The organism is Nocardia sp. NPDC003693 (assembly GCF_053981095.1).
Genome location: NZ_JBSFNO010000007.1, coordinates 59,483 through 80,333, shown reverse-complemented (window position 1 = coordinate 80,333; position 20,851 = coordinate 59,483). Strand labels below are relative to the sequence as shown.

The 20,851-nt window shown below is 69.4% G+C and carries 24 protein-coding genes; 10 read left to right on the top strand and 14 right to left on the bottom strand.

Annotated elements, in window-relative coordinates; genetic code table 11:
- The first annotated feature begins 10 nt into the window (after positions 1-10).
- The 4 genes from ACWDOP_RS11050 (at position 11) to ACWDOP_RS11035 (ending at position 2,182) form a co-directional block, all read left to right on the top strand.
- Positions 11-166 (top strand): hypothetical protein, encoded by a 156-nt coding sequence (locus tag ACWDOP_RS11050; RefSeq protein WP_354988817.1) that lies wholly within the window; start codon positions 11-13, stop codon positions 164-166.
- Between the two features lie 182 nt (positions 167-348).
- Entirely contained in the window at positions 349-951 is a 603-nt protein-coding gene (locus ACWDOP_RS11045; RefSeq protein ID WP_456344900.1) for a hypothetical protein, read from the top strand.
- Positions 952-1,073: 122 nt separating this feature from the next.
- Positions 1,074-1,655, top strand: coding sequence for a TetR/AcrR family transcriptional regulator (locus ACWDOP_RS11040; protein ID WP_456344899.1), 582 nt, complete (start codon positions 1,074-1,076; stop codon positions 1,653-1,655).
- Positions 1,652-2,182, top strand: a complete 531-nt coding sequence (locus ACWDOP_RS11035) for a dihydrofolate reductase family protein (protein WP_456344898.1) — start codon at positions 1,652-1,654, stop codon at positions 2,180-2,182. The genes ACWDOP_RS11040 and ACWDOP_RS11035 overlap by 4 nt, the downstream gene beginning before the upstream one ends.
- A gap of 14 nt (positions 2,183-2,196) precedes the next feature.
- Here ACWDOP_RS11035 and ACWDOP_RS11030 read toward each other — a convergent pair whose 3' ends face one another.
- Positions 2,197-2,886, bottom strand: coding sequence for a hypothetical protein (locus ACWDOP_RS11030; protein ID WP_456344897.1), 690 nt, complete (start codon positions 2,884-2,886; stop codon positions 2,197-2,199).
- 278 nt (positions 2,887-3,164) lie between these two features.
- On the opposite strand from ACWDOP_RS11030, the gene ACWDOP_RS11025 reads away from it, so the two are divergent.
- Positions 3,165-3,830, top strand: a complete 666-nt coding sequence (locus ACWDOP_RS11025) for a hypothetical protein (RefSeq protein WP_456344896.1) — start codon at positions 3,165-3,167, stop codon at positions 3,828-3,830.
- Between the two features lie 33 nt (positions 3,831-3,863).
- Here the strand turns inward: ACWDOP_RS11025 and ACWDOP_RS11020 are convergent, their stop codons facing one another.
- From ACWDOP_RS11020 to ACWDOP_RS11005, 4 genes are all read right to left on the bottom strand, one after another.
- Positions 3,864-4,319, bottom strand: coding sequence for a hypothetical protein (locus tag ACWDOP_RS11020; protein WP_456344895.1), 456 nt, complete (start codon positions 4,317-4,319; stop codon positions 3,864-3,866).
- A 146-nt stretch (positions 4,320-4,465) separates the two neighbouring features.
- Complete coding sequence (locus tag ACWDOP_RS11015; RefSeq protein WP_456344894.1) at positions 4,466-5,302, bottom strand: hypothetical protein; 837 nt, start codon at positions 5,300-5,302, stop codon at positions 4,466-4,468.
- Complete coding sequence (locus tag ACWDOP_RS11010) at positions 5,299-7,074, bottom strand: Hsp70 family protein (protein ID WP_456344893.1); 1,776 nt, start codon at positions 7,072-7,074, stop codon at positions 5,299-5,301. Before ACWDOP_RS11010 ends, ACWDOP_RS11015 begins: the two co-directional genes overlap by 4 nt.
- 158 nt (positions 7,075-7,232) lie before the next feature.
- Positions 7,233-8,234, bottom strand: a complete 1,002-nt coding sequence (locus ACWDOP_RS11005) for a metallophosphoesterase (RefSeq protein ID WP_456344892.1) — start codon at positions 8,232-8,234, stop codon at positions 7,233-7,235.
- 146 nt (positions 8,235-8,380) lie between these two features.
- Between ACWDOP_RS11005 and ACWDOP_RS11000 the strand changes: the two genes are divergently transcribed.
- On the top strand, positions 8,381-9,361 hold the full coding sequence (locus ACWDOP_RS11000) for a hypothetical protein (protein ID WP_456344891.1): 981 nt from the start codon (positions 8,381-8,383) through the stop codon (positions 9,359-9,361).
- Positions 9,362-9,416: 55 nt separating this feature from the next.
- On the opposite strand, the gene ACWDOP_RS10995 is transcribed toward ACWDOP_RS11000, so the two are convergent.
- The gene (locus tag ACWDOP_RS10995; protein ID WP_456344890.1) at positions 9,417-9,848 is read right to left on the bottom strand and encodes a DUF6924 domain-containing protein; all 432 of its coding nucleotides are present in this window, start codon (positions 9,846-9,848) and stop codon (positions 9,417-9,419) included.
- A gap of 89 nt (positions 9,849-9,937) precedes the next feature.
- Positions 9,938-10,789, bottom strand: a complete 852-nt coding sequence (locus tag ACWDOP_RS10990; RefSeq protein ID WP_456344889.1) for an LLM class flavin-dependent oxidoreductase — start codon at positions 10,787-10,789, stop codon at positions 9,938-9,940.
- A gap of 236 nt (positions 10,790-11,025) precedes the next feature.
- Here ACWDOP_RS10990 and ACWDOP_RS10985 point away from each other — a divergent pair, with 236 nt between their 5' ends.
- Entirely contained in the window at positions 11,026-11,223 is a 198-nt protein-coding gene (locus ACWDOP_RS10985; protein ID WP_456344888.1) for a DUF4236 domain-containing protein, read from the top strand.
- 237 nt (positions 11,224-11,460) lie between these two features.
- Positions 11,461-13,317, top strand: coding sequence for a vWA domain-containing protein (locus ACWDOP_RS10980; protein ID WP_456344887.1), 1,857 nt, complete (start codon positions 11,461-11,463; stop codon positions 13,315-13,317).
- On the opposite strand, the gene ACWDOP_RS10975 is transcribed toward ACWDOP_RS10980, so the two are convergent.
- On the bottom strand, positions 13,301-13,894 hold the full coding sequence (locus tag ACWDOP_RS10975) for a hypothetical protein (protein ID WP_456344886.1): 594 nt from the start codon (positions 13,892-13,894) through the stop codon (positions 13,301-13,303). The two genes, ACWDOP_RS10980 and ACWDOP_RS10975, sit on opposite strands and share 17 nt — an antisense overlap.
- 372 nt (positions 13,895-14,266) lie before the next feature.
- Here ACWDOP_RS10975 and ACWDOP_RS10970 point away from each other — a divergent pair, with 372 nt between their 5' ends.
- Complete coding sequence (locus ACWDOP_RS10970) at positions 14,267-15,046, top strand: trypsin-like serine peptidase (protein WP_456344885.1); 780 nt, start codon at positions 14,267-14,269, stop codon at positions 15,044-15,046.
- Positions 15,047-15,085: 39 nt separating this feature from the next.
- Here ACWDOP_RS10970 and ACWDOP_RS10965 read toward each other — a convergent pair whose 3' ends face one another.
- From ACWDOP_RS10965 to ACWDOP_RS10955, 3 genes are read right to left on the bottom strand one after another with little or no spacing between them, the layout of a single operon-like run.
- Positions 15,086-15,463 carry a VOC family protein gene (locus ACWDOP_RS10965; RefSeq protein WP_456344884.1) on the bottom strand — a complete coding sequence of 126 codons (378 nt, stop codon included), beginning with the start codon at positions 15,461-15,463 and terminating at the stop codon, positions 15,086-15,088.
- Between the two features lie 28 nt (positions 15,464-15,491).
- Positions 15,492-16,385 carry an alpha/beta fold hydrolase gene (locus ACWDOP_RS10960; protein WP_456344883.1) on the bottom strand — a complete coding sequence of 298 codons (894 nt, stop codon included), beginning with the start codon at positions 16,383-16,385 and terminating at the stop codon, positions 15,492-15,494.
- Positions 16,386-16,417: 32 nt separating this feature from the next.
- The gene (locus ACWDOP_RS10955; protein WP_456344882.1) at positions 16,418-17,065 is read right to left on the bottom strand and encodes a TetR/AcrR family transcriptional regulator; all 648 of its coding nucleotides are present in this window, start codon (positions 17,063-17,065) and stop codon (positions 16,418-16,420) included.
- Between the two features lie 203 nt (positions 17,066-17,268).
- On the opposite strand from ACWDOP_RS10955, the gene ACWDOP_RS10950 reads away from it, so the two are divergent.
- Positions 17,269-18,741 (top strand): phospholipase D-like domain-containing protein, encoded by a 1,473-nt coding sequence (locus tag ACWDOP_RS10950; protein ID WP_456344881.1) that lies wholly within the window; start codon positions 17,269-17,271, stop codon positions 18,739-18,741.
- A 1-nt stretch (position 18,742) separates the two neighbouring features.
- Here the strand turns inward: ACWDOP_RS10950 and ACWDOP_RS10945 are convergent, their stop codons facing one another.
- The 3 genes from ACWDOP_RS10945 to ACWDOP_RS10935 are packed head-to-tail and all read right to left on the bottom strand — an operon-like array spanning position 18,743 to position 20,671.
- Complete coding sequence (locus tag ACWDOP_RS10945) at positions 18,743-19,159, bottom strand: hypothetical protein (protein ID WP_456344880.1); 417 nt, start codon at positions 19,157-19,159, stop codon at positions 18,743-18,745.
- Positions 19,156-19,434: a hypothetical protein gene (locus tag ACWDOP_RS10940; protein ID WP_456344879.1), complete on the bottom strand. Its 279-nt coding sequence runs from the start codon at positions 19,432-19,434 to the stop codon at positions 19,156-19,158. Before ACWDOP_RS10940 ends, ACWDOP_RS10945 begins: the two co-directional genes overlap by 4 nt.
- 52 nt (positions 19,435-19,486) lie before the next feature.
- Complete coding sequence (locus tag ACWDOP_RS10935; protein WP_456344878.1) at positions 19,487-20,671, bottom strand: alpha/beta fold hydrolase; 1,185 nt, start codon at positions 20,669-20,671, stop codon at positions 19,487-19,489.
- Positions 20,672-20,851 lie beyond the last annotated feature (180 nt).

The window sequence follows — 20,851 nt, the reverse complement described above, 5'->3', positions numbered from 1 at the left end:
GGAAGTGGTTATGGTCATTCTGGGATTGATCCTGCTCCTGGCCGGCATTCTGCTCGGCATCCCGATTCTGACGACGATCGGCATCGTGCTGGTCGTGGTCGGCGCGGTCCTGGTCCTGCTGGGTTCGACGGGCCGTCGCGTGGGTGGTCGCAGCCACTATTTCTAGTATCCGACAGCTGAGAACCGGGGCCGCGCAGCGTTTGCTGTGCGGCCCCGGTTCGTGTCCGGGCGCGGGTTGCCGGGTCGTTCGCCGTCGCTCGAGTACGCTCACGCGGGGGCGTTCGGTGCGGCCGCTTCCCCACCGGGAGTAGACGACTCGCGGTTGGTGGCGGGCGATAGGGGGCTGGCATGGCTTCGGCCGGGAACACTCTGCTGCGGCGCGGGCTGGTGGTGGGCGGCGTGGTGGTGGCGGCCTGCGCGCTCCTGGGGATCTACGTCAAGGTGGTCGACGCGGTCGAACGCGCCCATCCGGCGGCCGCGGCCCCACCCGATCTGTGCGCGGCGGTGGGTACGTCCCTGTTCGAAAGGCTTGTGCCCGATGGTGTTCCGCTCGCGGATGCCAACTATTCGTCCGGCTCGGGTGCGGCGTGCGACTACGTGACCGCCGACCGCGCCGCCAGCGGTTCGGAGATGTACGGCTCCCTGCACGTCCGCCTGCTCCGCCACGGCCAGGTGAACTGGGATACCGGCGACGAACGCGCGTCCCACTACCTCGCCCAGCTGTGCGCCGCGAGTCCCATGGCCGGAAAGTTCGCCCCGACAGACGCTTTCGGAGACGAGGCGTGCGCCGTGGCGACCGCCGACGGTGGCGGCACGGCCTACGGCTCGGCCGTGGTGCGCCGCGGCGCCGACCTGTTCGAGGTGAGCTACTACCTGCATCCCGGCAGTGCGGCCCGGGCGCAAAGCGCGCTCGAGGAGACGGTGACGGCCGCCCTGGCAGGGGTGTCCTAGCTCCGGGGTATCGAGCAGTCTGGTCGACGACGAGTGTTGGATTAATGGTGTTGAACTGCGGTTATATTCATAAATGAACGATCATTTATGAACGTGGTAGGGTCGGTGCCGAAGGAGGGCGGATGCCTCGACCACGATCTGTCAGTGACGGTGAGATCCTGGCTGCTGCCGGGCGGGCCATCGGCGCGTACGGGCCGGGGAAGTTGACCTTGGCGCACGTCGGGGCCGAGGCGGGAGTCTCACCGGCGACGTTGGTGCAGCGGTTCGGGTCCAAGCGGGGACTGCTGCTGGCATTCGCGGCGGACGCCGCGGCGGAGGCGGCTACGCCGTATCTGCGGGCCCGGGAAGCGGGGGAGTCGGCGTTGGGCGTCGTGTACGCGGTGGCCGAGCAGGGGGCTCGGATGATGGCCGGTCCCGACGTGCTGGCCAATCATCTGGGGATGCTGCAGCTCGATCTGTCCGATCCGGAGTTTCGCGTCCACGCGATCGCGCACACGCGGGCGGTCGACGCGGCGCTGCGAGAGCTGCTCGCCGAAGCCGTTGCGCAGGGCGAACTTTCGGCCGATGCCGACGTCGCGAGTCTCGCCCGGGCCGTCAAGATCACGACGGACGGATCGCTGTTGCGGTGGGCGCTGACGGGGGACGGGGACCCGGCCGATCTCCTTCGCGACGATCTCGACCATTTGTTCAGGAGGAACGTATGACTTTCGGTGCGACGGTGTTCATCGGGACCAGCCTCGACGGGTTCATCGCTCGTCGCGACGACGACATCGAGTGGCTGACCTCGCGGGGTGAGCGGGCCGGGGACCTGGGCTACACGGAGTTCTTCGAGTCGGTCGACGCGGTGCTCATGGGGCGCAGGACCTACGAGACGATGCTCGGGTTCGGTTCGGAGAACTGGCATTTCGGGGATCGGCACGTGGGCGTAGTGAGCACGACCCTGCCGGCGGACGCGGACCCGCGGGTGACCGTGTACCGCGAGTTGGATGCTGCCGTAGCGGATCTCGACGCACGCGGGATCAAGCATGTCTATCCCGACGGCGGCCGGCTGATTCAGAGCCTCCTGCGCGCCGGGCGCGTGGATCGCCTGATCATCAGCATCGCGCCGGTGCTGATCGGCGGTGGTTTCTCGCTGTTCGGCGAACTGCCCGAGGATGTTTCGCTGCGGTTGGAGTCGACCGAGGATCTCGGTCACGGGTTCGCGCAGCTGCGGTACGCCGTGGAGAAGTAGGCGGGACGCCAAATCTATTGGCGGGACAGGCGATCGATCACGATGCGGGTGAGCCGTTCGGCTTCCGCGGTCGGAAACGGCTGCTCCTCGCGGCTGAACTCCATCGAGATCTGCACGCGGCCGACGCGCACGCGCACGAAATCCAGGTACATGGAACTCGTCCGGGTGCCGAAGGTCTTCGACATCGCGGCTCGGAGGGCGACGGAGTCGTCGCCGAGTTTCACGAATTCGAGGGGTTCGACGGAGTGTGTGACATCCGTCTGGCCCACCGCCCTCGCCTTCACCACCGAGTCCATGCACTCCGGCATGCGCGGGGAATGGAAGATGGCGGTGGCGGCGTCGGCTTCGGATACCGTCGCCGCGATCACGATTCGCGAGTCCACCCCGCCCAGTTCCGGTGCGGTCAGGGCCGGGGACTCCGCCCACGCGCCCGGCAGGTTGACCGTCGCCTCCGGAACATCGAGGCATCGTGCCACCGAGGCTTCGCCCGAGGTTGCGCTGCCGACTTTGATCTCCGAGGTCGCGGCTCCCTTACCGGACGATCCGGCGGGCAGGTCGGCGAGCCGAAGAACAATCTGCTGCGCGGCCCGGCGGTCCGCCTCGGGATCGGTGCCACGCCCGCCCCATCGAGACGACGCGTCGGCGGTCGACGCTTCCTCGACCTCCAGGACCGAACAGCCGGTCAACACCAGCCCCAGCGCCACACCGATCGCACATCGCCGAAACCGCACTACATCCCCCCGCCGAGTACCGCGCCGTTGCGCGACGGAGATGCCAACGGCTCGAACACATCCTAGCCACGCGCTCGACACGATCAGGGCTGCGTGACGCCCGGCTCCGATATTCGCCGCGCCGGGTATGGCTCCCGGCTCGTCTCGTTACCGGACAGCGGTCCACTCATTCCCCGCTCGTCGGTTCCCGGAATTCGCTTGTCCGGCGGGTGCTGTCGGCATACCGTGCCCGGGAAATGCGAGGAGGGTGTGTGCGACTGGAGGGGCTGCGCTGGCGGGCGCTGATCAGCACGGTGCGGCTGGGCCGGGACGAGTACCGGGTGGTGCGGCCCGCGCGGCCGATCGAGCACGCGCCGCTGCACGAGGGATACCTCGGCGTGCAGATGACCGTGGACAAGACCTCCGCCCTGCAACTCGGCGCCGCGTGGTCGCTGGCCGCCCGCTCCCCGCACACGATCGTCCATCTTCCGTTGCGCCACAACGACAGAAGCTGCAGCCCCTACGGCACCGGCGACGAGCCCCTCCTGGATCTGGTGCTGCTCCACCACAGCCTGCGTTTCCCCGTCTCGCGCTGGAAACAGGTCCGCGCCGCCCTGGGCCCCGGCCGCCCCCACATGATCACGTCCACGGGCCTCCCCGTTCCCTCCGACGCCGACTACGAGGCAGCCCACCACCGCGGCTTCAAAGACGTTCTGCGCCACAGTGTCGCCGCCGGCACCCTGTTCCTGACCGGCAGCCGCAAAGCCTTCGACCTGGAGGGCCGCCGCCTCCACGACCTGATAGACGAGTGCCCCCGCCACATGCACGCCACCCCCGACGCCCACTGCTGCGCCGAGCTGGACGTAAGTACTCTCCCCCGCTACCTCCACGTCGAGTATTGCCCGGTCCACCGCGTAGCGGCCCCGTCGTCGTTCTGACGTTGCAACGCCGGGCGGAAGTAGCCGAATCGCCTATTCGCAGTCGCTGAGGTCCTCGACCCGGACGGGTTCGGTGCCGTCGAAGGTGACGCCGACGCCGTAGGGGTCGCAGATCGGGAACGTGCCCTCGGCGAAGCGCAGGAGCCACTCGTCGCCGGCGTAGAAGTTCAGTTGGGGGTGGTCGACGGGGAACGTGGGCGGGTCGAAGCGGTGGTAGCGGGTCGTCTCCGGCTCGCTCAGGCCGAAGGCGGAGGGGTCCGACAGGAGCGCGCGGTGCAGGAATCGTAGTGCGGCCGAGAGGTATTCGTCGATGTGGGCGAGTACCTCGGTGATCAGGGCGGCGTTCGCGACCTCCCCGGGCGAGAGCAGGACGTTCACCTCGATCGGTGCCCGGAACAGGGTGCTGGTCACCGGGCCGGGTGGCGACCACATGGCCTGGCCGTCCGGGGCGGGGACGGATACGAACGCGCCGATGCCGGGAATGAACACATCAGAATGCTAGGCCACGGAGCGAGGGTTCGGATCGTGCATTCGATCGGTAGACGTCGCACGAAATGGGGCGGTGTGGCCGGTACGGCAGCGTGTTCGGAACGGCGGGCCGCCCATCGGAACGGTGATGACGTGGGTGTCCGTTGTCAGTCCGCCTGCACGAGTTGGACGACTATCCCGCCGAAGCGGGCCTCGCGCATCGTCGCGGGCCGACCGTCTATGTAGCACCGGCCGGTCCGGGTCGTCTCGACGCACTCCTCGTAGTCGGCATCCTTCTCACCGTGGAGGGTGTCGGAGTAGTAGGCGACCATGCCGCCGCTGAGACTGGTGTTGTAGCCGGTTATTCGGCGGCCCGTGCTGTCGGTGATCCGCTGATAGCAGTGGTCGCAGAGGGCTCGGGGATAGCGCTCGGAGTAGGGCGTGGGGGCCGTGCAGTGGGGGCAGGGGTGCGTGTATCGGCGGCCGGGCTCCGGGGAATTCAGGAGAGAGTCGTTGCGGGCGAGGATATTTCGGGCGGTCAGGTCGGAACCGCCGCCGCGGCGCAGGGCGATCAGCACGTACGCGGCGTAATCGGCGGTGGCGGGATCCAGGGGCTCGTGGGCGGGGGGCTGGTCGACGCGGTCGAATCCACCGTCGTACGCGGCGATGGCCGCCCGTTGGGCGGGGCCGAGCTCGTTGTCGGGGATGTGTCGGTTCATGTGTGTGGCGCGGCGCAGGTGCTCATCGATGACCGATTCGATGGTGCGATTCGCGCCCGACAGCAGGCCGCTGGCCCGGGTGGTGGTGGCGATCAGGACGTAGCCGTCCAACTCGCCTCTGTCGCTGCTGATGGTGTGTAGAAACGCGAATCCGGTTCCGTGCGTGGCGTTTTCCAGGCCCGGATGGGGATAGTGGACGAGTGTGCCGGGGTCCTGCACCATGCCGCGGGCCCGTTCGAGAGCTTCGGCGTAGGTCGGCCGAGCGTCCGGATCCGGGTGGTTCATGCGCCCAGCCCAGTGCGGCCCGCGTCCGGGTCTCGGTCACCGCGGGTGGCCGCGATCGAGGCGAACGCCACGCCGCCCATCGTCAGCAGCACCAGCCCGGTGATGGTGAGACTTCGGCCCGCGCCCCACCATTCTCGGGTGCCGGCCTCTTCTTTCTCGCGTTCGTCCTCGTAGGAGGTGTCCCACTTCGCTCCGGTGCGGGTGCTGTGCCACTCGCAGACGTCGCCCGGCCGCATCGTGTTGCCGTCGCACTCCGGTGCTTCGGGGGACATGTTGAAGAGTAGAGCGAGGGCGCCGAGCGCGAAGAGGATGGCGCCGACGATCGACGTGGTTCTGGCGAAGCCGCGCGCGAAGGTCATCCGCTGCGGCGCCGGCTGCGGGGCGGGAGCCTGTGGCGTTTCGGCTCCGGCGTACTTGTCGGCGTTGACGGTCGGGTACTCGACGACCGATTCGATCGAGCCGGGCAGACGATTCTCGGTCGGGGGAGTGAGCCCGCTCGTGCGCAGGGTCTGTTCCCGGTCCGATCCCGGGGCTCGCACGCTCACGTGGACGGACCCCATATGGATATCGCAGGTGACCTCGATCGACACTTCTCCGGGCGATCCGGGCGGCACGTCAGTGAAACGCAGCTCACCGAGCAGGTTGTTGGCCACCGCGACCGGTTGCTCACCCTCGAACACCCGGATCAGGGCCGACTTCTGGTCTCGCACCACGGTTGTGAACGTCGTGGTTCGTTTGGTCGGGATCGTGGTATCGCGTTCGACCAGGGTTACCAGGGCGCCGCCGGCCACCTCGATTCCTATGCTGTGGCGCACGGTATCGAGCAGCAGCAAGTCACGGATTTCGCCCCGTAGCACAGCGGCCAGAACCGCCGCGCCCTCCACCGCGGCGTGTTCGGCGAGTATCCGGCGATTGGGTTCACACCCGGTTTCCTCGCGAATCATGGCTTCGATGCCCGGCATTCGAGAACCACCGCCTACCAGCACGGTCTCGTGTACGGGGAGGTCGTCGAACACCAACCCGTGTGTCGCCGCTCGGAGCAAGGCGCGGCAGCGCTCCACCAGATCGGCTGTGTACCGTTCGTACTCGGACCGGGTGAGCGTGTCGGTCAGCGTGATGAGCTGCCCCGCAGCGTCGGTGGCGAGATAGGGCACCGTGATGTCGGCGTGCTGCGCACTCGACAGCGTGATCCGGGCGGCTTCCGCGGCCTCGAGCAGACGCGCCGTCATGCCTTCATCTGCGCTCGGATCGATCCCGTGTCGGTGTCGGGCCCCCTGCGCCAGCCGGTCGGCGATCCGCCGATCCCACGTGCGCCCGCCCAGTTCCGGATCCGTCCGGACGGAACGCATCTCGACGACTCCGCCCCCGATCTCGACCACCGCGACCTCGCAGCCCTCGCGCCCGAGATCGAGGATCCGCACGGTCCGTTCGTGCGGCGGCCCGGTGATGCCCGTCTGTAGTGCGGCGGTGGCCGTCGGGGAAACCACCCGCGCGGACGTGAACCCCGCCGACTCGGCCGCCAGTTCGAGTCGCCGCCGTCCGGCGTCGGTGCCGGCCGCCCGGCTGGACACCACGACCTCGGTAACCGGTTGCCCGAGATGCTGTTCCGCGTCGCGCCGCAAGGCCGAGATCACATCGGCCTCGGCGGCCCGGCCCGCTCGCAGCAGCGCCGCAGCACCGCCGGACGGCGGAAGAACCGTCGCCCGCCCGCCCTCCACTACGCCCACCAGCGCCTTCGCCGCACCCAGATCGATGCCGATACTCCGACTCATGCCCACCCCCTGATCGAGATCGGGACCGAATCTACTGCAGGCCGCCGACGTTTCGCTGGTCGGAGTGACTCGCGCGGGTGTTCCGCGAACCTGAGGACCGGACGTGGGCGATCGCAGGATCGCCGTCGGCGACGATCGCGACTCGACGAGTCAACCCGCTAGCGCGGCAGCTCCGGGACTGCGAGACCCAGCGCCGCCGCGAGGTCCATCGTCCTGCGCGGGGTGGTGCACTGCTTGTCCAGACTCGCGACATCGAGTCTCCCGGAGCGGGTCTGGAACAGGAACAGCGCGGCGGGATGACCGCGCAAGGCGGTGGTGTCGAGTCCGGCGGCGGTGGAGTACGCGGCGTCGACCAGCGCCGGGAACATCGACCGCAGCTCGTCCGCCCACCGTTCCACGGCACCGAGCCACGCGATCGCGGCCGGGTCCGGTGTCCTGGACAGCCGGGTGACCGCCTCGTCGAGCTCCCGCCACGAATAGTCGTGCCACGGTTTGGTCCTCAGGACCGGAAGCTGCCAGTCACGTTTCGCTTGCGCCCAGTGATCGGCGCGCGCCCGCACAGAGTGAAAAGTGAAGTCCGGCAAACTGATCGCCGTCAGGTATCCGCCGTGGCAAGCCCCGGTGTCCAGCCCGACGACGCGCCCGTCGCGGACCAGCGGCTCGTCGCCGGTGACGTGATGCCCGAACACGACGGGTATGTCATCGGTGTAGTGCTCGTGCCAGTAACCCTCCGGGAACAGCTCACGAAGTTCCCGCTCACCCCGCGTGGATCCACACAGAATCTCCGCCCGCTGCTCCGCCGGCGCCACGCCCGGCACCATCGCCGCGTGCACGACGCGCACGTGCTCGTTCTCGAAGTAGTACGGCAGCCCCGCCATCCACTCGACCATCTCCCCGTACGCCGCCCCGGCCTGCAACCGCGTGATCTCCTGCGCGTACGAGAAGATCCCCCGCACGTGCTTGCGCTCGTGATTCCCCATCACCACAACCGAGTTCGGCCGCCCCCGGAAGAACTCCACGACTTCCCGAGGCCGCGGCCCCCGGTCGATCAGGTCCCCGACACTGACGAGTAGGTCGTCCGCCCCCACCCCGGCCTTCTCGACCAACTCGACCAGTTCGTCGAAGCACCCGTGAATGTCGCCGATGATGACCGTCCGCATCGGCCAGACGGTAGAGCCGCCCGCCGCGCCGGGCAATCGAGTTTCCGGACCGGTCCGGTGCCGCCCCGTTATCGGCTCGTGCGATACCGCGCGGTTCCCCTAGGGTCGACATCGTTCGGGGGAGAACATTGTCGAGGGGGATCCAGATGAACCAGCCGTTGCCATCGCAGGTGCCGCCGACCTGGCTACCGCCACGGCAGGATCCGGAACGGATCGCGCGTTTTCTGGGTGCTTTGTCGGCGCTGGGAACGCTCAACGCCGTGCAGAGTCTGGTTGACGGGTACGACGAACTCGTGAAGGGGACCCATATCGCGTCGCGGGGCATCGACTGGGAATCAATCGGGGCGAAGGTCGCGATTGCGTTGTCGCTCATGGTGATCGCGCTGCTGTGCGCGGCCATGGTCGCGCTGTGCAGACATCGCAGCGGGGTGCGGGTGCTGGTGCCGGTTGCGGCGGTTTTCGCGGTCGCGGCGAACGTCTGCGAAGAGCTGTTCGAGTGGTTGCACTTCAACCAGATGATCGACCCAGCGGTGGAAAGCCGGGTCATCGCCGCGGTGATGGGTTCCATCCTGCCGTTCGCGGCCGTCGTGCTGGTCACCAGACCGGCGCTGCGTCAATGGTTCGTCCCTGTCGGTGCGACGTGGCGGCCTCTTCCGCGCCCGATCCCCACCGGTCCCGCACCGCACTTGGATCCGGTCGCACCCTCGATCCTGGCGGGCGTGGCCGCCGCTCTGGGTGTGCTCTTCGCGGTTCCGAGTCTGGCCGGAGCCATTGACTCCCATTCCGATTCGTACCCGGTCGCTCTGACGGAATCGATTCTGGGCGTCCTGCAGCTGGCTCTGCTCGGCGGGGGTGCGCTCGCTGTGGTCACCCACCACCGCCTGGCTCGCCCGCTCATCGCCGCAGGAGCTGCTGCGGCGATGAGCCGTGCGCTGACCGGGGAGATCGCGCAGTGGGGTCGTTCGAGCGACTACCAAACCTTGCCAAAACAGTTCGCGGACTTCTGCTTCGATGTGGGGTTCCAGGCGGGCCCGGCGGTTGCCGCCGCCGTGCTGATTTTGACCCCGCAGGCCGCGGCCTGGTTCTCCCCTCGCGAATCCAGGACCGGACGACCCCTCACCCCTTGAGGGCCGGCGAGGCAGGGAACCCTTCGGTACCTCTTGTGGAAGACGGGATCGCGCGCTAGTCCTCCATGTCGAGCCCGCGGTGGATGCCGTCCTCGTCGGACTCCTCCGAGAACTCCCACCAGTCCATGTTTCCGAGGTTGATGTTGTTCTCCACGCTCCAGAGCGCGCGGGGGACCACCCGGAAGGGAGCGGTGTCACCTTCGGCTTCGTCTTCGTCCGCCGCGCCCACGTAGACCGCGAGGACGGGGTGTTCGGGGTGGGTGAGGGTGGTCTTGTCGGCGAGGAACGAGACCGACGGGCCGTCGGGCTGCAGGGCCGTCAGCGTCTCGGCGCTCAGGTCCTGATACTCCCTGTCGTCGACGATCACGACGTCCGCGAGGAAGTCCTCCGCACTCGGCGTCCGGACTTCCTCGACCAGGGTGTGCCAGGCTCGGTCGTCGCCGAACCAGGTGCGGACCAGAACCGACGCGCTCGGTAGGGCTTTCATGGCCGAACCGTATCCGGGCCGACCGACAATCCCGCCCGCCGAGCGGCGCGGCTCGGGTCCGATCGATCAGGTCGCCACCTGTTCCGGGATCATCCGATGACGTCCGCGAGGCGGTCGAGCTGGTGTGGGTCGTCGGCGTAGCAGTAGAAGACGATCTCGTCCGCGCCCAGGGCATCGAATTGGGCTATGGCGGTGCGGATCTCGGCGGGAGTGGTGAGCGTTCCATTGACCATGTAGTCGGCACGGCTGCCGCTGAAGGCGTAGTAGGCGCGCATCGCGGCGCGGGCCTGGTCCGCGACCGTCGAATCGCCCAGGGCCGTGTTTATTTGGGTGACCAGGCGGGGAGAACCGCTGCGGCCGTGCGCCTTCCAGGACGCGCGCGCCGTGTCGAAGAGACCGCCGGCCCAGGAGGGTGGGGCGGCGGCGAGCAGGCCGCCGCCCCAGCGGCCTACGCGCTCGATCGCGGCGGGCTGGAACGCGCCGAACAGGAGATCGGGGCCTTCGGGGCGGAGGGGGGACGGGCCGATCGGGCCGCAGTCGTCGCCGTACGGCTTGCCGGACCAGAGGCGGCGCATGATCCCGAGCTGCTCGTCCAGGCGCCTGCCGCGGGTGCGCAGGTCGGTGCCGGAGGCGACGTGGTCGTCGGCGCGACCGCCGACGCCGAGGCCCAGGGTCAGGCGGCCGCCGGACATGACGTCCAGCGTGGCAACCTGTTTGGCCAGTAGCACCGGGTCGCGCAGCGGCGCGAGGAGTACCTCGGTCTGGACGCGAACGCGATCGGTCGCGCCCGCGAGCACCGCGAGCGCGGTGAGCGGCTCGGGGTTGTCGTAGACGAGCCGGTCGAGCAGGGCGAGGGTGGCGAAGGGGCCCGCCTCGGCGCGGCGCGCCCAATCGAGCAGGGTGCGCGGCGCGGAAATGGGCAGACCGATACCGAATTGCATGGGAGAACCTCCAGGAGGGGTCGGCGAATACACTGCCGCCCGCCTCATCACCCGGCACGAGGGCCGCGATGCGTTGCTCCCATCTGCGACGTACTTCCGGGGAGCTCCGAACTGAAGTACCGCGACTGAACCACAGCGGGCCGAGCCCGCGCAAGTCGATTCCGGCGTCCCGGCCCGGAAACCGGGGATTCACCGGGCATTCGGCGGGTATCCGGTCCCCGAGAAAGGAGGCTCGAATGCCTTTCACGTTCCGCAAGAGCTTCAAGATCTTCCCCGGGGTCCGCCTGAACATCAACCGCGGTTCCCTCTCCCTCACCACCGGCAGCCGCGGCGGCCTGCGTCACACCACGAGCACCACCGGCCGTGACACGACATCGATGGATCTCCCCGGCCCCTTCGGCTGGCGGCGCACTCGGACCCGCCGCAGGCGCTGACGCCCGGCCGGATCCCCGCGCGGCAGCTTCCCGACCGGAAGCGCCGTGCGCCTCGGGGAGGGACAGCGCGGCCCGCGATCACGCTGTGGCGCAATTGCGCCGTCGAGTGTGAATGCGGCAGCGGGAGAATGGTTCTCGGCTTCGGCACGGTGCACTCGCGCCCGCCGGTTTTGCTCGCCGCAAGCCCGTTGTGGGTACGTTCGGCGGACAGGTTGCGCCGAGTGCTCGAAGAGGATCATGCCGAGAACGTCCAGAATTGCCGGGTTGTTCGTCGCGGTCGCGGTCGCGCTGGTGTTGCCGGGGGTGGCGCCGCAGCCCGGCTCCGCGAGCCCCGCCGAGACGCCGTACGCACCCACCATGATCGTGCTCGACGCGTCGGGTTCGATGCAGCGCCCGGACGGCGCCGGAACCATGATGGATTCGGCCAAACGGGCCGTGCGCGGCTTCGTGGACTCGGCGCCGGCCGACGCCTCGGTCGGACTCGCGGTGTACGGCGCGGGAACCGGCAACGGTGCGGACGAGAAGGCCGCCGGCTGCCGCGACGTGCGGGTGCTGCAGCCGCCCGGCAGGTTGGATCGCGGCGCCCTGAGCGGTGCGGTGAACGACGTGCAGGCGCGCGGCTGGACCCCGATGGGCGTCTCGCTGCGCGAAGCGGCCGCGGCGCTGCCGGATTCGGGACCGCGCTCGATCGTGCTCGTATCCGACGGCGACGACACCTGCGCACCGCCCGAACCCTGTGACGTGGCAAGGGAATTGAAGCAGCGCGGCGTGGACCTGATCGTGCACTCGATCGGCTTCGCGGTGGAGGAGAAGGCGCGGGCGCAGCTGAGCTGCATGGCCCAGGTGACCGGCGGGACGTACGCCGACGCCGCGGACGGCGCTGCGCTGGAACGCATTCTGCCCCGCGTCACGGGCGCCGCGCTGCGCAACTACGCGGCCTCGGGCACCCCGATCACCGGCACCGACAGCCACCGCACCGCCCCCGTCGCGACCGCCGGTCACTACCTGGACACCCTCGGACAGCACGAGAAGCGCTACTACGGCGTGGACGCGCCCGAGGGCGGCACGATCTACTTCACCGGCCTGATATCGTTCCCGCGCCTGCCGGACATCAACGTGCTCGACGACTTCAACACCGTGCAGATCCGGATCTTCGACGCGAACGGCAAGGACTGCAACGTCTTCGAGACCGATCAGGCCGCACGCTCGAGCGACGGCGTCACCCTGTCGGTGAGCACCACCTTCCGCGGCGCGGACGGATCCGGCAGCTGCCGGGGCGCGGGTCGCTACTACTTCGAGGTGACCTGGGACAGAACCTCCAACGGCCTGCCGCAGCGGCTGCCGCTCGAATTGCTCATCGGCGTCGAACAACCCGTGCGCGACAGGGGCCCGGCCCCGAGCTCGGAGGCGACCGCGCTCGTCGATTCCGGTGCGGCGGATCAGCCGGTGACCGGCGGCGCGTCGCTGGCCGCGGCCGCGACCCTGGACGGCGGCGGCCACTACACCGACACCCTGCGGCCGGGCGAGTTCGTCTTCTACCGGGTGCGCGCCGAGTGGGGTCAGGGTCTGGCGTACCGGGTCGACTTCACCGGCAACGGCGGATCCGGAACCCGGGCCATCTCCAATATTGCGACCGCGCTGTACTCACCGGTCGGCGCGGAGATCGACTACGACACCCATGTCTTCACGGGAAAGGATGTGTCCCTGCCGACGTCGGGAAAGACGATGGGCACGGTGCCGATCCGGTATGCCAACCGCGACGCCTCGACCGCCGCGTTGCGGCAGCAGGCACTGGCGGGCTGGTACTACATCGCCGTCAAGGTGGGTCCGCCCGCCGAAGCGGGGGATGAGCGGCCCGTTCCGGTCCGGCTGAATCTGACCCTGACCGGAAACCCCGAACCCGGCCCGGAATACGAAGCGGGTGGGTCGAACGCGATGCCGGCCGACAAGCCCGCCGCCGCACCCGCGGCCGACGCCCCGAACGCCGCCGAGCCGGCGAGTTCGCGCACGCCGCTAATGCTCGCGGTGGGCGCCGGGGTCCTGGTGCTGCTCGCCGCCGGTGCGGCGGTCCTGCTGATCAGGCGGCGCGGCTGACCAATCCGTCGTCGCGCACGACGAAATCGCAGTGCCCGTCCAGTTCCCGCAGGAACGGCACCGGCCGTTCGCCGGTGTCCGGGTCCGCGTCCCCGGCCGTCACCCCGATGCGGAAGGCGTCGCCGTCGGCGCCGTAGTGCAGCCGAGCCGCCAGGAGCGCCGCGGAGATCACGTTCAGATTGCCCGCGGCCGCGGCGTCGTCCGGCGCCAATTCGAGTACGACGCCGTCGAACCCGAACGTGTCGGTCAGCTCGATGATCCGCTCGAACAGCGCTTCCTCCTGCCCGTCCCGCAGCTCGACGCGCGCGTGCGGGCCGCCGATCGCCAGCAGGACCGTGCGGCCGTCCGCGTGCAGCGCGTCGACCTGGGCGCGAAACTCCTCGCCGGTGAACCGCGCCGGTCGGAAGTCCGGCATCGCGTCGCGCCCGCGCTCACCGGCCACGACCACGATGTTGTACCGCTCGGGAACCCCGGTCAGCGGCACCGCGTCACCCGTGCCGGGGTCGGCGGCCTCACTCCAGCGCCCGATCAGCAATGTCTCGGTCTCGAACCGCGTGTTCGTGTCGGTCTCACTCACAGTCACTCACCACTTTCCCTACCGATGCCCGGCCCCGGGGCCCGATTCGAGCGGGCCCGGAGTCGATCGATCTGCCGCGCAACATGTTCGGCGCTGCGATACCCCGCGCCTTCGCCGGGCAAACGTGCCGACCACCCCGTCGGCTCTCGCGCGGCGGCTCGGCGACCGCAGAGGGCCGCTACCGGAGCGCAGGCGCTGCGCCGCCCCGCAAGTCCTGCTGGCGCCGCATCCGCGCGCTCGAGATGGCCCACCGCCCGCCCTCGCGCTGAGTCGGCAGGGCTCGGTGGCCGCCTCCGCTGCGCCACACGCCCCGCGACGCGACAGGCGCTCGGGTACTTCACGATTCGCGCGCCCTTCGCTACCGTCCCTGGGATGCGACACGTAGTGGCCGTCCTGTCCGGCGTGCTCCTCGCCCTCACCGCACCACACGCGGCCCGGGCGCAGGAACCGGTGGCAATTGACCCGCCGCGATCGGCGACCCCGGTCGAGACGGTGCCCGCGACCGGAGCCCTGTTCTACCCCAGCGCTTTCGGCGTCGTGCCGCGCCTCGGCGGCCCGCACTTCTGCTCGGCGGCGGTGGTCTCCTCACCCTCGCGCGATCTGGTGGTGACCGCCGCGCACTGCGTGTTCGGGCCCGGCGCGCTCATCGAGTTCGCGCCGCTGCTGCACGACGCCGAACTCCCGGCGGGCGTGTGGACGGTGACCGACATGTATGCCGACCCCGCCTGGCCGCGCACTTTCGATCCCGCCCACGATGTCGCGGTCCTGCGGGTCGCGCCGCGCGGGGGTACGACGATCGAGGACGTGGTGCCGGGTCTGCCGCCTGCCGCGCCGCGGGCCGGTGAACCCGTTACCGTCAGCGGTTATCCGCTGGGCAGCGGCGGCCGGCCGATCACCTGCACCGGGCCGCTGGCCGCGGGCGCGGACGGAATCGCGCTGGACTGCGCCGGTTTCGGTGCCGGAACCAGCGGTGGGCCCTGGGTGCAGGACGGGCGGCTGGTCGGCATCACCGGCGGGCACGAGCAGGGCGGTTGCGCGGAGGTCGAGTACGGCACACCGTACGGTCCGGCGGTCCAGGCTCTGCTGGACCGGGCCGCCGCGGGCGATCGCGGCGACGTGCTGCCGATCGGTTTCACCGCGAACGGCTGCTGACCCGGGGCGCGCACGCACCCGGGCCGTCGAACACGCCGGTCAGCTATCGCTCGTGGTGGCACCCCACACCAGGCAGAACGGATGCCCCGCCGGATCGCGGAACACCCGGAAACGGTTCTCGCCCACCGCGTCCTCGACGCGGGTCGCGCCGAGGCGCAGCACGTCGGGCTGGGCGATGTCGATGTCGCCGACCTCGATGTCGAGGTGGAACTGCTGGGACCCCCGGGGGTCGGGAAACAGCGGGGGCTCATGGTCGGGCGCGAGCTGGAAGGCGAACCGCCTGCCCTGCGGGTCGGTCAGCACCGACCAGGTTTCGTCGGCATCCTCCACCGTGCCGCCGAGCAGTTTGCGATAGAACCGCGCGAGTTCCGCCGGATGTTTGCAGTCCAGGACAATCGAACGAAGCGTTCCGATCATGATCTACGGGTTGCCGATCCGTGGTCGGCTAAACCAGTGCCCGCCGTCCCAGCAGCTCCCGGGCGAACGCCGCGATGGCCTCCGGTCGCTCCTCCGCCATGAAATGCCCGGCGTCGATCGGCTGGTAGGTGGCCCCGGGCGCCCACTGCCGCCACAGGCCGAGGGCATCGAAACCGAGCTGGGCGCCCCAATCCTGGGAGACCACCGCCACCGGCATGTCCAGGGTGCGTCCGGCGGCGCGGTCCGCGCGATCCATGTCGAGGTCGATGCCCGCGGTCGCACGGAAATCCGCGACGATGGAAGGCACGGTGCGGGTGCAGCTTTCGATGTAGTGGGCGCGGACCTCGGGCGGGAAGGTGTTCCCACCGGGATCCCATGCGTCGAGGAACGAACCGAAGAAGTCGGCGGCCACGGCCGCGATCATGCGCTCGGGCAGGTCGGCCGGCTGGGCCATCAGGTACAGGTGCCAGGCGACCTTCGCGTCGACGCCGTGCAGTACGGCCCAGGTGTCCATGGTCGGCAGCACATCGAGGATGCCCAGGTGGGTGATGCGTTCGGGATGATCCAGCGCGGCGCGGACCCCGACCAGCGCGCCGCGATCGTGTCCGATGAGCCCGAAGCGCTCGTGGCCCAGCGCGCGCATGGCCTCGACGATGTCCGCGGCCATGGTGCGTTTGGCGTAGATCTCGGGACCGGTCTCCGGTGGCGCGTCACTGGCGCCGTAACCGCGCAGATCCGGCACGACGACCGTGTGGTCGGCGGCCAGCAGGCGCGCGACGTGCCGCCACATGAGGTGGGTCTGCGGAAAACCGTGCAGCAGGACGACGGGCTCGCCGCTGCCGCCGACCGCCGCGTTCACCTCGATGCCGCCCGCGCCGGGCAGGCGACGGTACTCGAAGCCGTCGATCACTGGATTCGTCATGGATGCACAACCTTTCACCGGGGGACCGGGGTTCAGGAGAAGAGGGCGCGCGGCACGGGGCCGGTGTGTTCCGCGCTCGCGCGCAGGGCGGGGATGAGGATGGTGTCGATGAGAACGGCCAGGTAGTCGGGGCCGGAGGGCAGGCCGTTGAGCCTGCGCAGCAGCAGCACCGACCCGGCGACCTCCTCGTACGGGAAGGGCTGCGCCCCCGCGGGCAACTCGCCCCGGTCGATGGCCGCCGTGAGCACGTTCGCCGGGAGCTTCGCGCCGGTGGGCCCGGTCGCGTCCTCGAGGTGGCGGCACAGATCGGGATCTTCCAGCCCGGCCTGCAACAGCATCAGGCTCATCGCCCCGTCGGCGGCGCGCAGGGTGCCGTCGAGCCGCTCGCACAGCACGAGCAGATCACCCCGGAGCGAGCCTGTGTCCACCGTCATCGCCTCGCCGCCCGCCGCCGGACCGGCCTTGACGGCCGCGACCACCATGTCGCGCTTGGTGTTCCAGCGCCGGTACAGCGTGGCCTTGGAGGCCCCGGCGCGGCGCGCGACCGCCTCGAAGGAGACGGCGTCGTAGCCGGACTCGCCGAGGAGTTCGAGGACGCAGGTCAGGATCGTCGCCTCCCGCGCGGCGTCGCGGGGGCGGCCGGTGCCGGTCTCCCCGGCTTCCTTATTTCGAAACGACACGGTCCGTATCGTAACACCGGGTGGAGAATGGGCAGCGTGAGGTGGGCCACCGTGCCGCGGGCCCGGCCGGATGTGACCGGCGCCGCACCCCGGCGCGGGCGGCGAGAACTTCACGCGTGCAACACAAGTCGGAGTGGGTATGGCGCAGTAGTGTCGAGTGTTCACCCGCGGGGACGGGTGACGGATGATGGAGCTGATTGCAGATGAACGACGAGCAGCGGATTCTCACTCCGGGCCGGACGTGCTGGCAGGTCGCGCAGGCCGATCGGCTGTCGGTCATCGTCGACGCGGCGGACTACTTCAAGCACGCCAAGTCGGCGATGCTGCAGGCGCGCAAGCGGATCGTGCTGATCGGCTGGGATTTCGACACCCGCATCAAGTTCGAGCCGCAGGTCCAGACCCTCGAGGGCCCGAACCGGCTCGGCAAGTTCCTGTCCTGGCTGCCCAAGCAGCGCCCGGACCTCGAGATCTATCTGCTGAAGTGGAACATCGGCGCGTTCGCGGCGATCACCCGCGGTATGACGCCGATCTTCGTCATGAACTGGATGACCGATCGGCGCCTGCACTTCGAGATCGACGGTGCGCATCCGCTGGGGTCCGCGCATCACCAGAAGATCGTGGTCATCGACGACGCCCTCGCGTTCTGCGGCGGCATCGACATGACGGTGGACCGCTGGGACACCAGTGATCACCGGGACGACAATCACTTTCGCACCGAACCCAACGGCAATCGCTACGGTCCCTGGCACGACGCCACCACGGCCGTGGACGGTGACGCCGCGCGGGCGATCGGTGAGCTGGCGCGGGCGCGCTGGCAGGCGGCCACGGGGGAGGCCCTGGAACCGGTCGGGGAGATCGAGGGCGATACCCCGTGGCCGGAGGGGCTCGAGCCCACCATGGAATCGGTGGATCTCGGCATCGCGCGCACCTTCCCCGAACTGGCCGATCGCGCCGAGGTCCGAGAGATCGAACAGCTGTACCTGGCCGCGATCGCCGGTGCGCGCGAGTCGCTGTACATCGAGAGTCAGTATCTGGCCTCGCGCACGCTGGCCGAGGCCATCGCCGAGCGCCTGCGCGAGCCCGACGGCCCCGAGATAGTGATCGTGCTGCCGCGCAACGCCGACGGCTGGCTCGAGCAGCTCGCGATGGACGGCGCGCGCCGCCGCCTGCTGCACCTGCTGTGGCGGGCCGACACCGGCGGGCGCCTGGGCGTGTACTACCCGGTGACCGCCGCCGACGACCCGATCTACGTGCACGCCAAGGTGCTGGTCATGGACGATCGGCTGCTGCGGGTGGGCTCGTCGAACCTCAACAACCGGTCGATGGGGTTCGACACCGAATGCGATCTGGCCGTGGAAGTCACACCCGAGACCCCGGACGGCGATCGGCTGCGCGAGACGATCCTCGGCATCCGGCGCAGGCTGCTGTGCGAACACCTCGCGGCAGACCCCGCGAAGTTCGATGCCACCCTGGCCGAAACCGGTTCCCTGCTGCGCACGGTCGAGTCCCTGCGCGCGCCCGGCCGCACCCTCGTGCGCTTCGAACCCGACACCGTCGCCGACGAGGACAGCGCCCTGGCCGAGAACGAGCTCATGGATCCCGAGCGCACCCCGCCGAGCCTGTGGGACCGCCCGCTCCTCAATCGCGGCCTGCGCCTGATGAAGGCGACGGGCTGATCTACTCGTCGGCGAGTTCGACCAGTTCGACGGGCCACGGGAGTGCGGCCTCGATCTCCTTCCACCGCGCGCGGTCGTGCGTGATGATCTCCCAGTCGAAATGGCGTGCCACGGCGATGGTGTGTGCGGCGGCGAGGCCGATTCCGTCCGCCGAGGCCAGGACGTCGGCCAGCTCACCCGTGTCGGACAGGGTGCAGAGCCCGGTCAGTGCCAGATTGCCGACATTGTCGATGACGCCGTCGAGTCCCTCCCGCTGTTCTTCGCTGAGACCGGCTTTCGCGCACGCCAGCGCCAATGCGGGTATCGCGATGCGGATTTCACGATCCGACAGATGGGCGATCAGGCTCGACGTCGTCAAAGATCCGAAAGCGTAGGCGTGCAGGACCGTTTCGTCGAATACGTACCCCGTACCCGTCATCCGCGGCCTGCCTGTCGCGTGGCGGCGCGCGCCGCGAGCATGTCGGCCAGTCGAGCGCCGGCCTCCCACGCGTCGGGATCGGCCTGTGCGGCTGCTTTGCGGTTCTCCCATGCAGTACGGGCCCTGACCTTCATGGACTGAACCGTGTCGAGTAGTCGATTGAGCGTTTGGTCGACGGTTTCGTCGCTGGTCGCGAACTCGGCGAGTCGCTGACGAGTGGCGGGCAGCGTGGAGATGGTCGTCTTGGTCCGCTTGTCCTGGTTCTCCGTCGTCATGCTCTGAGAATACCTGGAATGCCAGGAATATTACGGGTTTCGTCTCTGCTGGTCAGTGGCCGATTCGGTCGAGCCAGGACAGGAGGGACGGGACCGCCAGGTAGGCGACGGTCGCGTGGGTCGCGCCGGGGATCTGTTCGTAGGTGACGGTGATGCCCTGGGCGCGTTCGCGGGCCACGAAGGCGTCGGTGTCGGCGGGGACCACCAGCTCGTCGTCGCGGCCCTGCGCGATGTAGAGGGGAGCGGTGAAGGGGCGGGAGCCCGCGGAGTTCTGGGACAGGAGATCGGACCAGGGCGGGGTGCGGGTCGGGTCGGCGGTGGTGAAATCGCCGACCAGGGGCCGGCCGATGCGATGTAGCTCGGACATGTTCTTGATCAGGCAGAGCTGGTTCATGCGGGGGACGATGGCCTGGGCCTGGGGAGTGAGGATGTCGTTCAGGCGGGCGCCGGCGGTATCGGAGTAGACCGTGGCGTAGGCGGTGAAGGCGTACGCGCCGATGGTGACGCCGGAGATGTCGTCGAGGTGGGTGCGCATCAGGGCGGTGAGGTCGGCGGCGGGGGCGGCGGCTGCGACGGCGACGATGTCGAGCTCGGGTGCGTAGTCGGGGGCGTTCTCCGCGGAGAACAGCACGGCCTGGCCACCCTGCGAATGGCCCCACAGGATGACCGACGTGCCGGCGTGCGCGGCCTCGATTTCGCGGGCGGCGCGCACCGAATCGAGCACGGCGTGCGCGGCGGTGACGCCGACCAGGTAAGAGTCGGGGCCGGGGGTGCCCATGCCGACGTAGTCGGTGGCGACCACGGTGTAGCCGCGATCGAGCAGGAATCGCAGGCCCTCGATGTCGAGGAACGGATCGAATCCGCGTGAGGGCGCGCAGTTCTCGGCCGCGCCGGTGGTCGGATGCCCCCAGGCCAGCACGGTCCGGCCGCGCTCGGGTGCGGGGTCGGCCGGGGTGATCACCACGCCGGTGGCGACGGCGGGCGAACCGTGGACGTCGGTGGTCCGGTACATGATTCGCCAGGCGTTCGCGGCGGCCGGTGTGCCGATCAGGGATTCGCTCTTGACGATCGAGCCGGGCTTGCCGTCGAGCGCGTCGGCGGGTTGCTCGTAGAAGGCGGCGAGGCCGTTGCGCTCGCGGTCGTCGCCGCGAATCCGGGGGAACTCCATGACAATCACCGCGATGAGCAGTGACATCACCGCGACGGCGATGATCGAGAACCAGCCGAGTCGGCGCATGACGCCCTACTTCTGAGATTGCCGGAAGTTGTCTACTTCGGCGATTCTGCCAAATATGCCGCCCGACTATCAATGAAACCCGGTCATTTCTCGCGAATGGGGCGACACCGGCTTTCATCCGATTCAGGTGATACGTCCCGGACCGGAAGCGGCCTAGCCTCGAGCCAGCATCGCAGTCCG

Excerpts from the sequence above, each read along its gene's own strand:
- ACWDOP_RS10990 (WP_456344889.1), bottom strand. The coding sequence starts at position 10,789 with ATGCAATTCGGTATCGGTCTGCCCATTTCCGCGCCGCGCACCCTGCTC.
- ACWDOP_RS10945 (WP_456344880.1), bottom strand. The coding sequence starts at position 19,159 with ATGACGGGTACGGGGTACGTATTCGACGAAACGGTCCTGCACGCCTAC.
- ACWDOP_RS11040 (WP_456344899.1), top strand. The coding sequence starts at position 1,074 with ATGCCTCGACCACGATCTGTCAGTGACGGTGAGATCCTGGCTGCTGCC.
- ACWDOP_RS11010 (WP_456344893.1), bottom strand. The coding sequence starts at position 7,074 with ATGAGTCGGAGTATCGGCATCGATCTGGGTGCGGCGAAGGCGCTGGTG.
- ACWDOP_RS10980 (WP_456344887.1), top strand. The coding sequence starts at position 11,461 with ATGCCGAGAACGTCCAGAATTGCCGGGTTGTTCGTCGCGGTCGCGGTC.
- ACWDOP_RS11015 (WP_456344894.1), bottom strand. The coding sequence starts at position 5,302 with ATGAACCACCCGGATCCGGACGCTCGGCCGACCTACGCCGAAGCTCTC.
- ACWDOP_RS10935 (WP_456344878.1), bottom strand. The coding sequence starts at position 20,671 with ATGCGCCGACTCGGCTGGTTCTCGATCATCGCCGTCGCGGTGATGTCA.
- ACWDOP_RS10940 (WP_456344879.1), bottom strand. The coding sequence starts at position 19,434 with ATGACGACGGAGAACCAGGACAAGCGGACCAAGACGACCATCTCCACG.
- ACWDOP_RS11035 (WP_456344898.1), top strand. The coding sequence starts at position 1,652 with ATGACTTTCGGTGCGACGGTGTTCATCGGGACCAGCCTCGACGGGTTC.
- ACWDOP_RS10985 (WP_456344888.1), top strand. The coding sequence starts at position 11,026 with ATGCCTTTCACGTTCCGCAAGAGCTTCAAGATCTTCCCCGGGGTCCGC.
- ACWDOP_RS10995 (WP_456344890.1), bottom strand. The coding sequence starts at position 9,848 with ATGAAAGCCCTACCGAGCGCGTCGGTTCTGGTCCGCACCTGGTTCGGC.
- ACWDOP_RS11000 (WP_456344891.1), top strand. The coding sequence starts at position 8,381 with ATGAACCAGCCGTTGCCATCGCAGGTGCCGCCGACCTGGCTACCGCCA.
- ACWDOP_RS10950 (WP_456344881.1), top strand. The coding sequence starts at position 17,269 with ATGAACGACGAGCAGCGGATTCTCACTCCGGGCCGGACGTGCTGGCAG.
- ACWDOP_RS10965 (WP_456344884.1), bottom strand. The coding sequence starts at position 15,463 with ATGATCGGAACGCTTCGTTCGATTGTCCTGGACTGCAAACATCCGGCG.
- ACWDOP_RS11005 (WP_456344892.1), bottom strand. The coding sequence starts at position 8,234 with ATGCGGACGGTCATCATCGGCGACATTCACGGGTGCTTCGACGAACTG.
- ACWDOP_RS10960 (WP_456344883.1), bottom strand. The coding sequence starts at position 16,385 with ATGACGAATCCAGTGATCGACGGCTTCGAGTACCGTCGCCTGCCCGGC.
- ACWDOP_RS11050 (WP_354988817.1), top strand. The coding sequence starts at position 11 with ATGGTCATTCTGGGATTGATCCTGCTCCTGGCCGGCATTCTGCTCGGC.
- ACWDOP_RS10970 (WP_456344885.1), top strand. The coding sequence starts at position 14,267 with ATGCGACACGTAGTGGCCGTCCTGTCCGGCGTGCTCCTCGCCCTCACC.
- ACWDOP_RS11045 (WP_456344900.1), top strand. The coding sequence starts at position 349 with ATGGCTTCGGCCGGGAACACTCTGCTGCGGCGCGGGCTGGTGGTGGGC.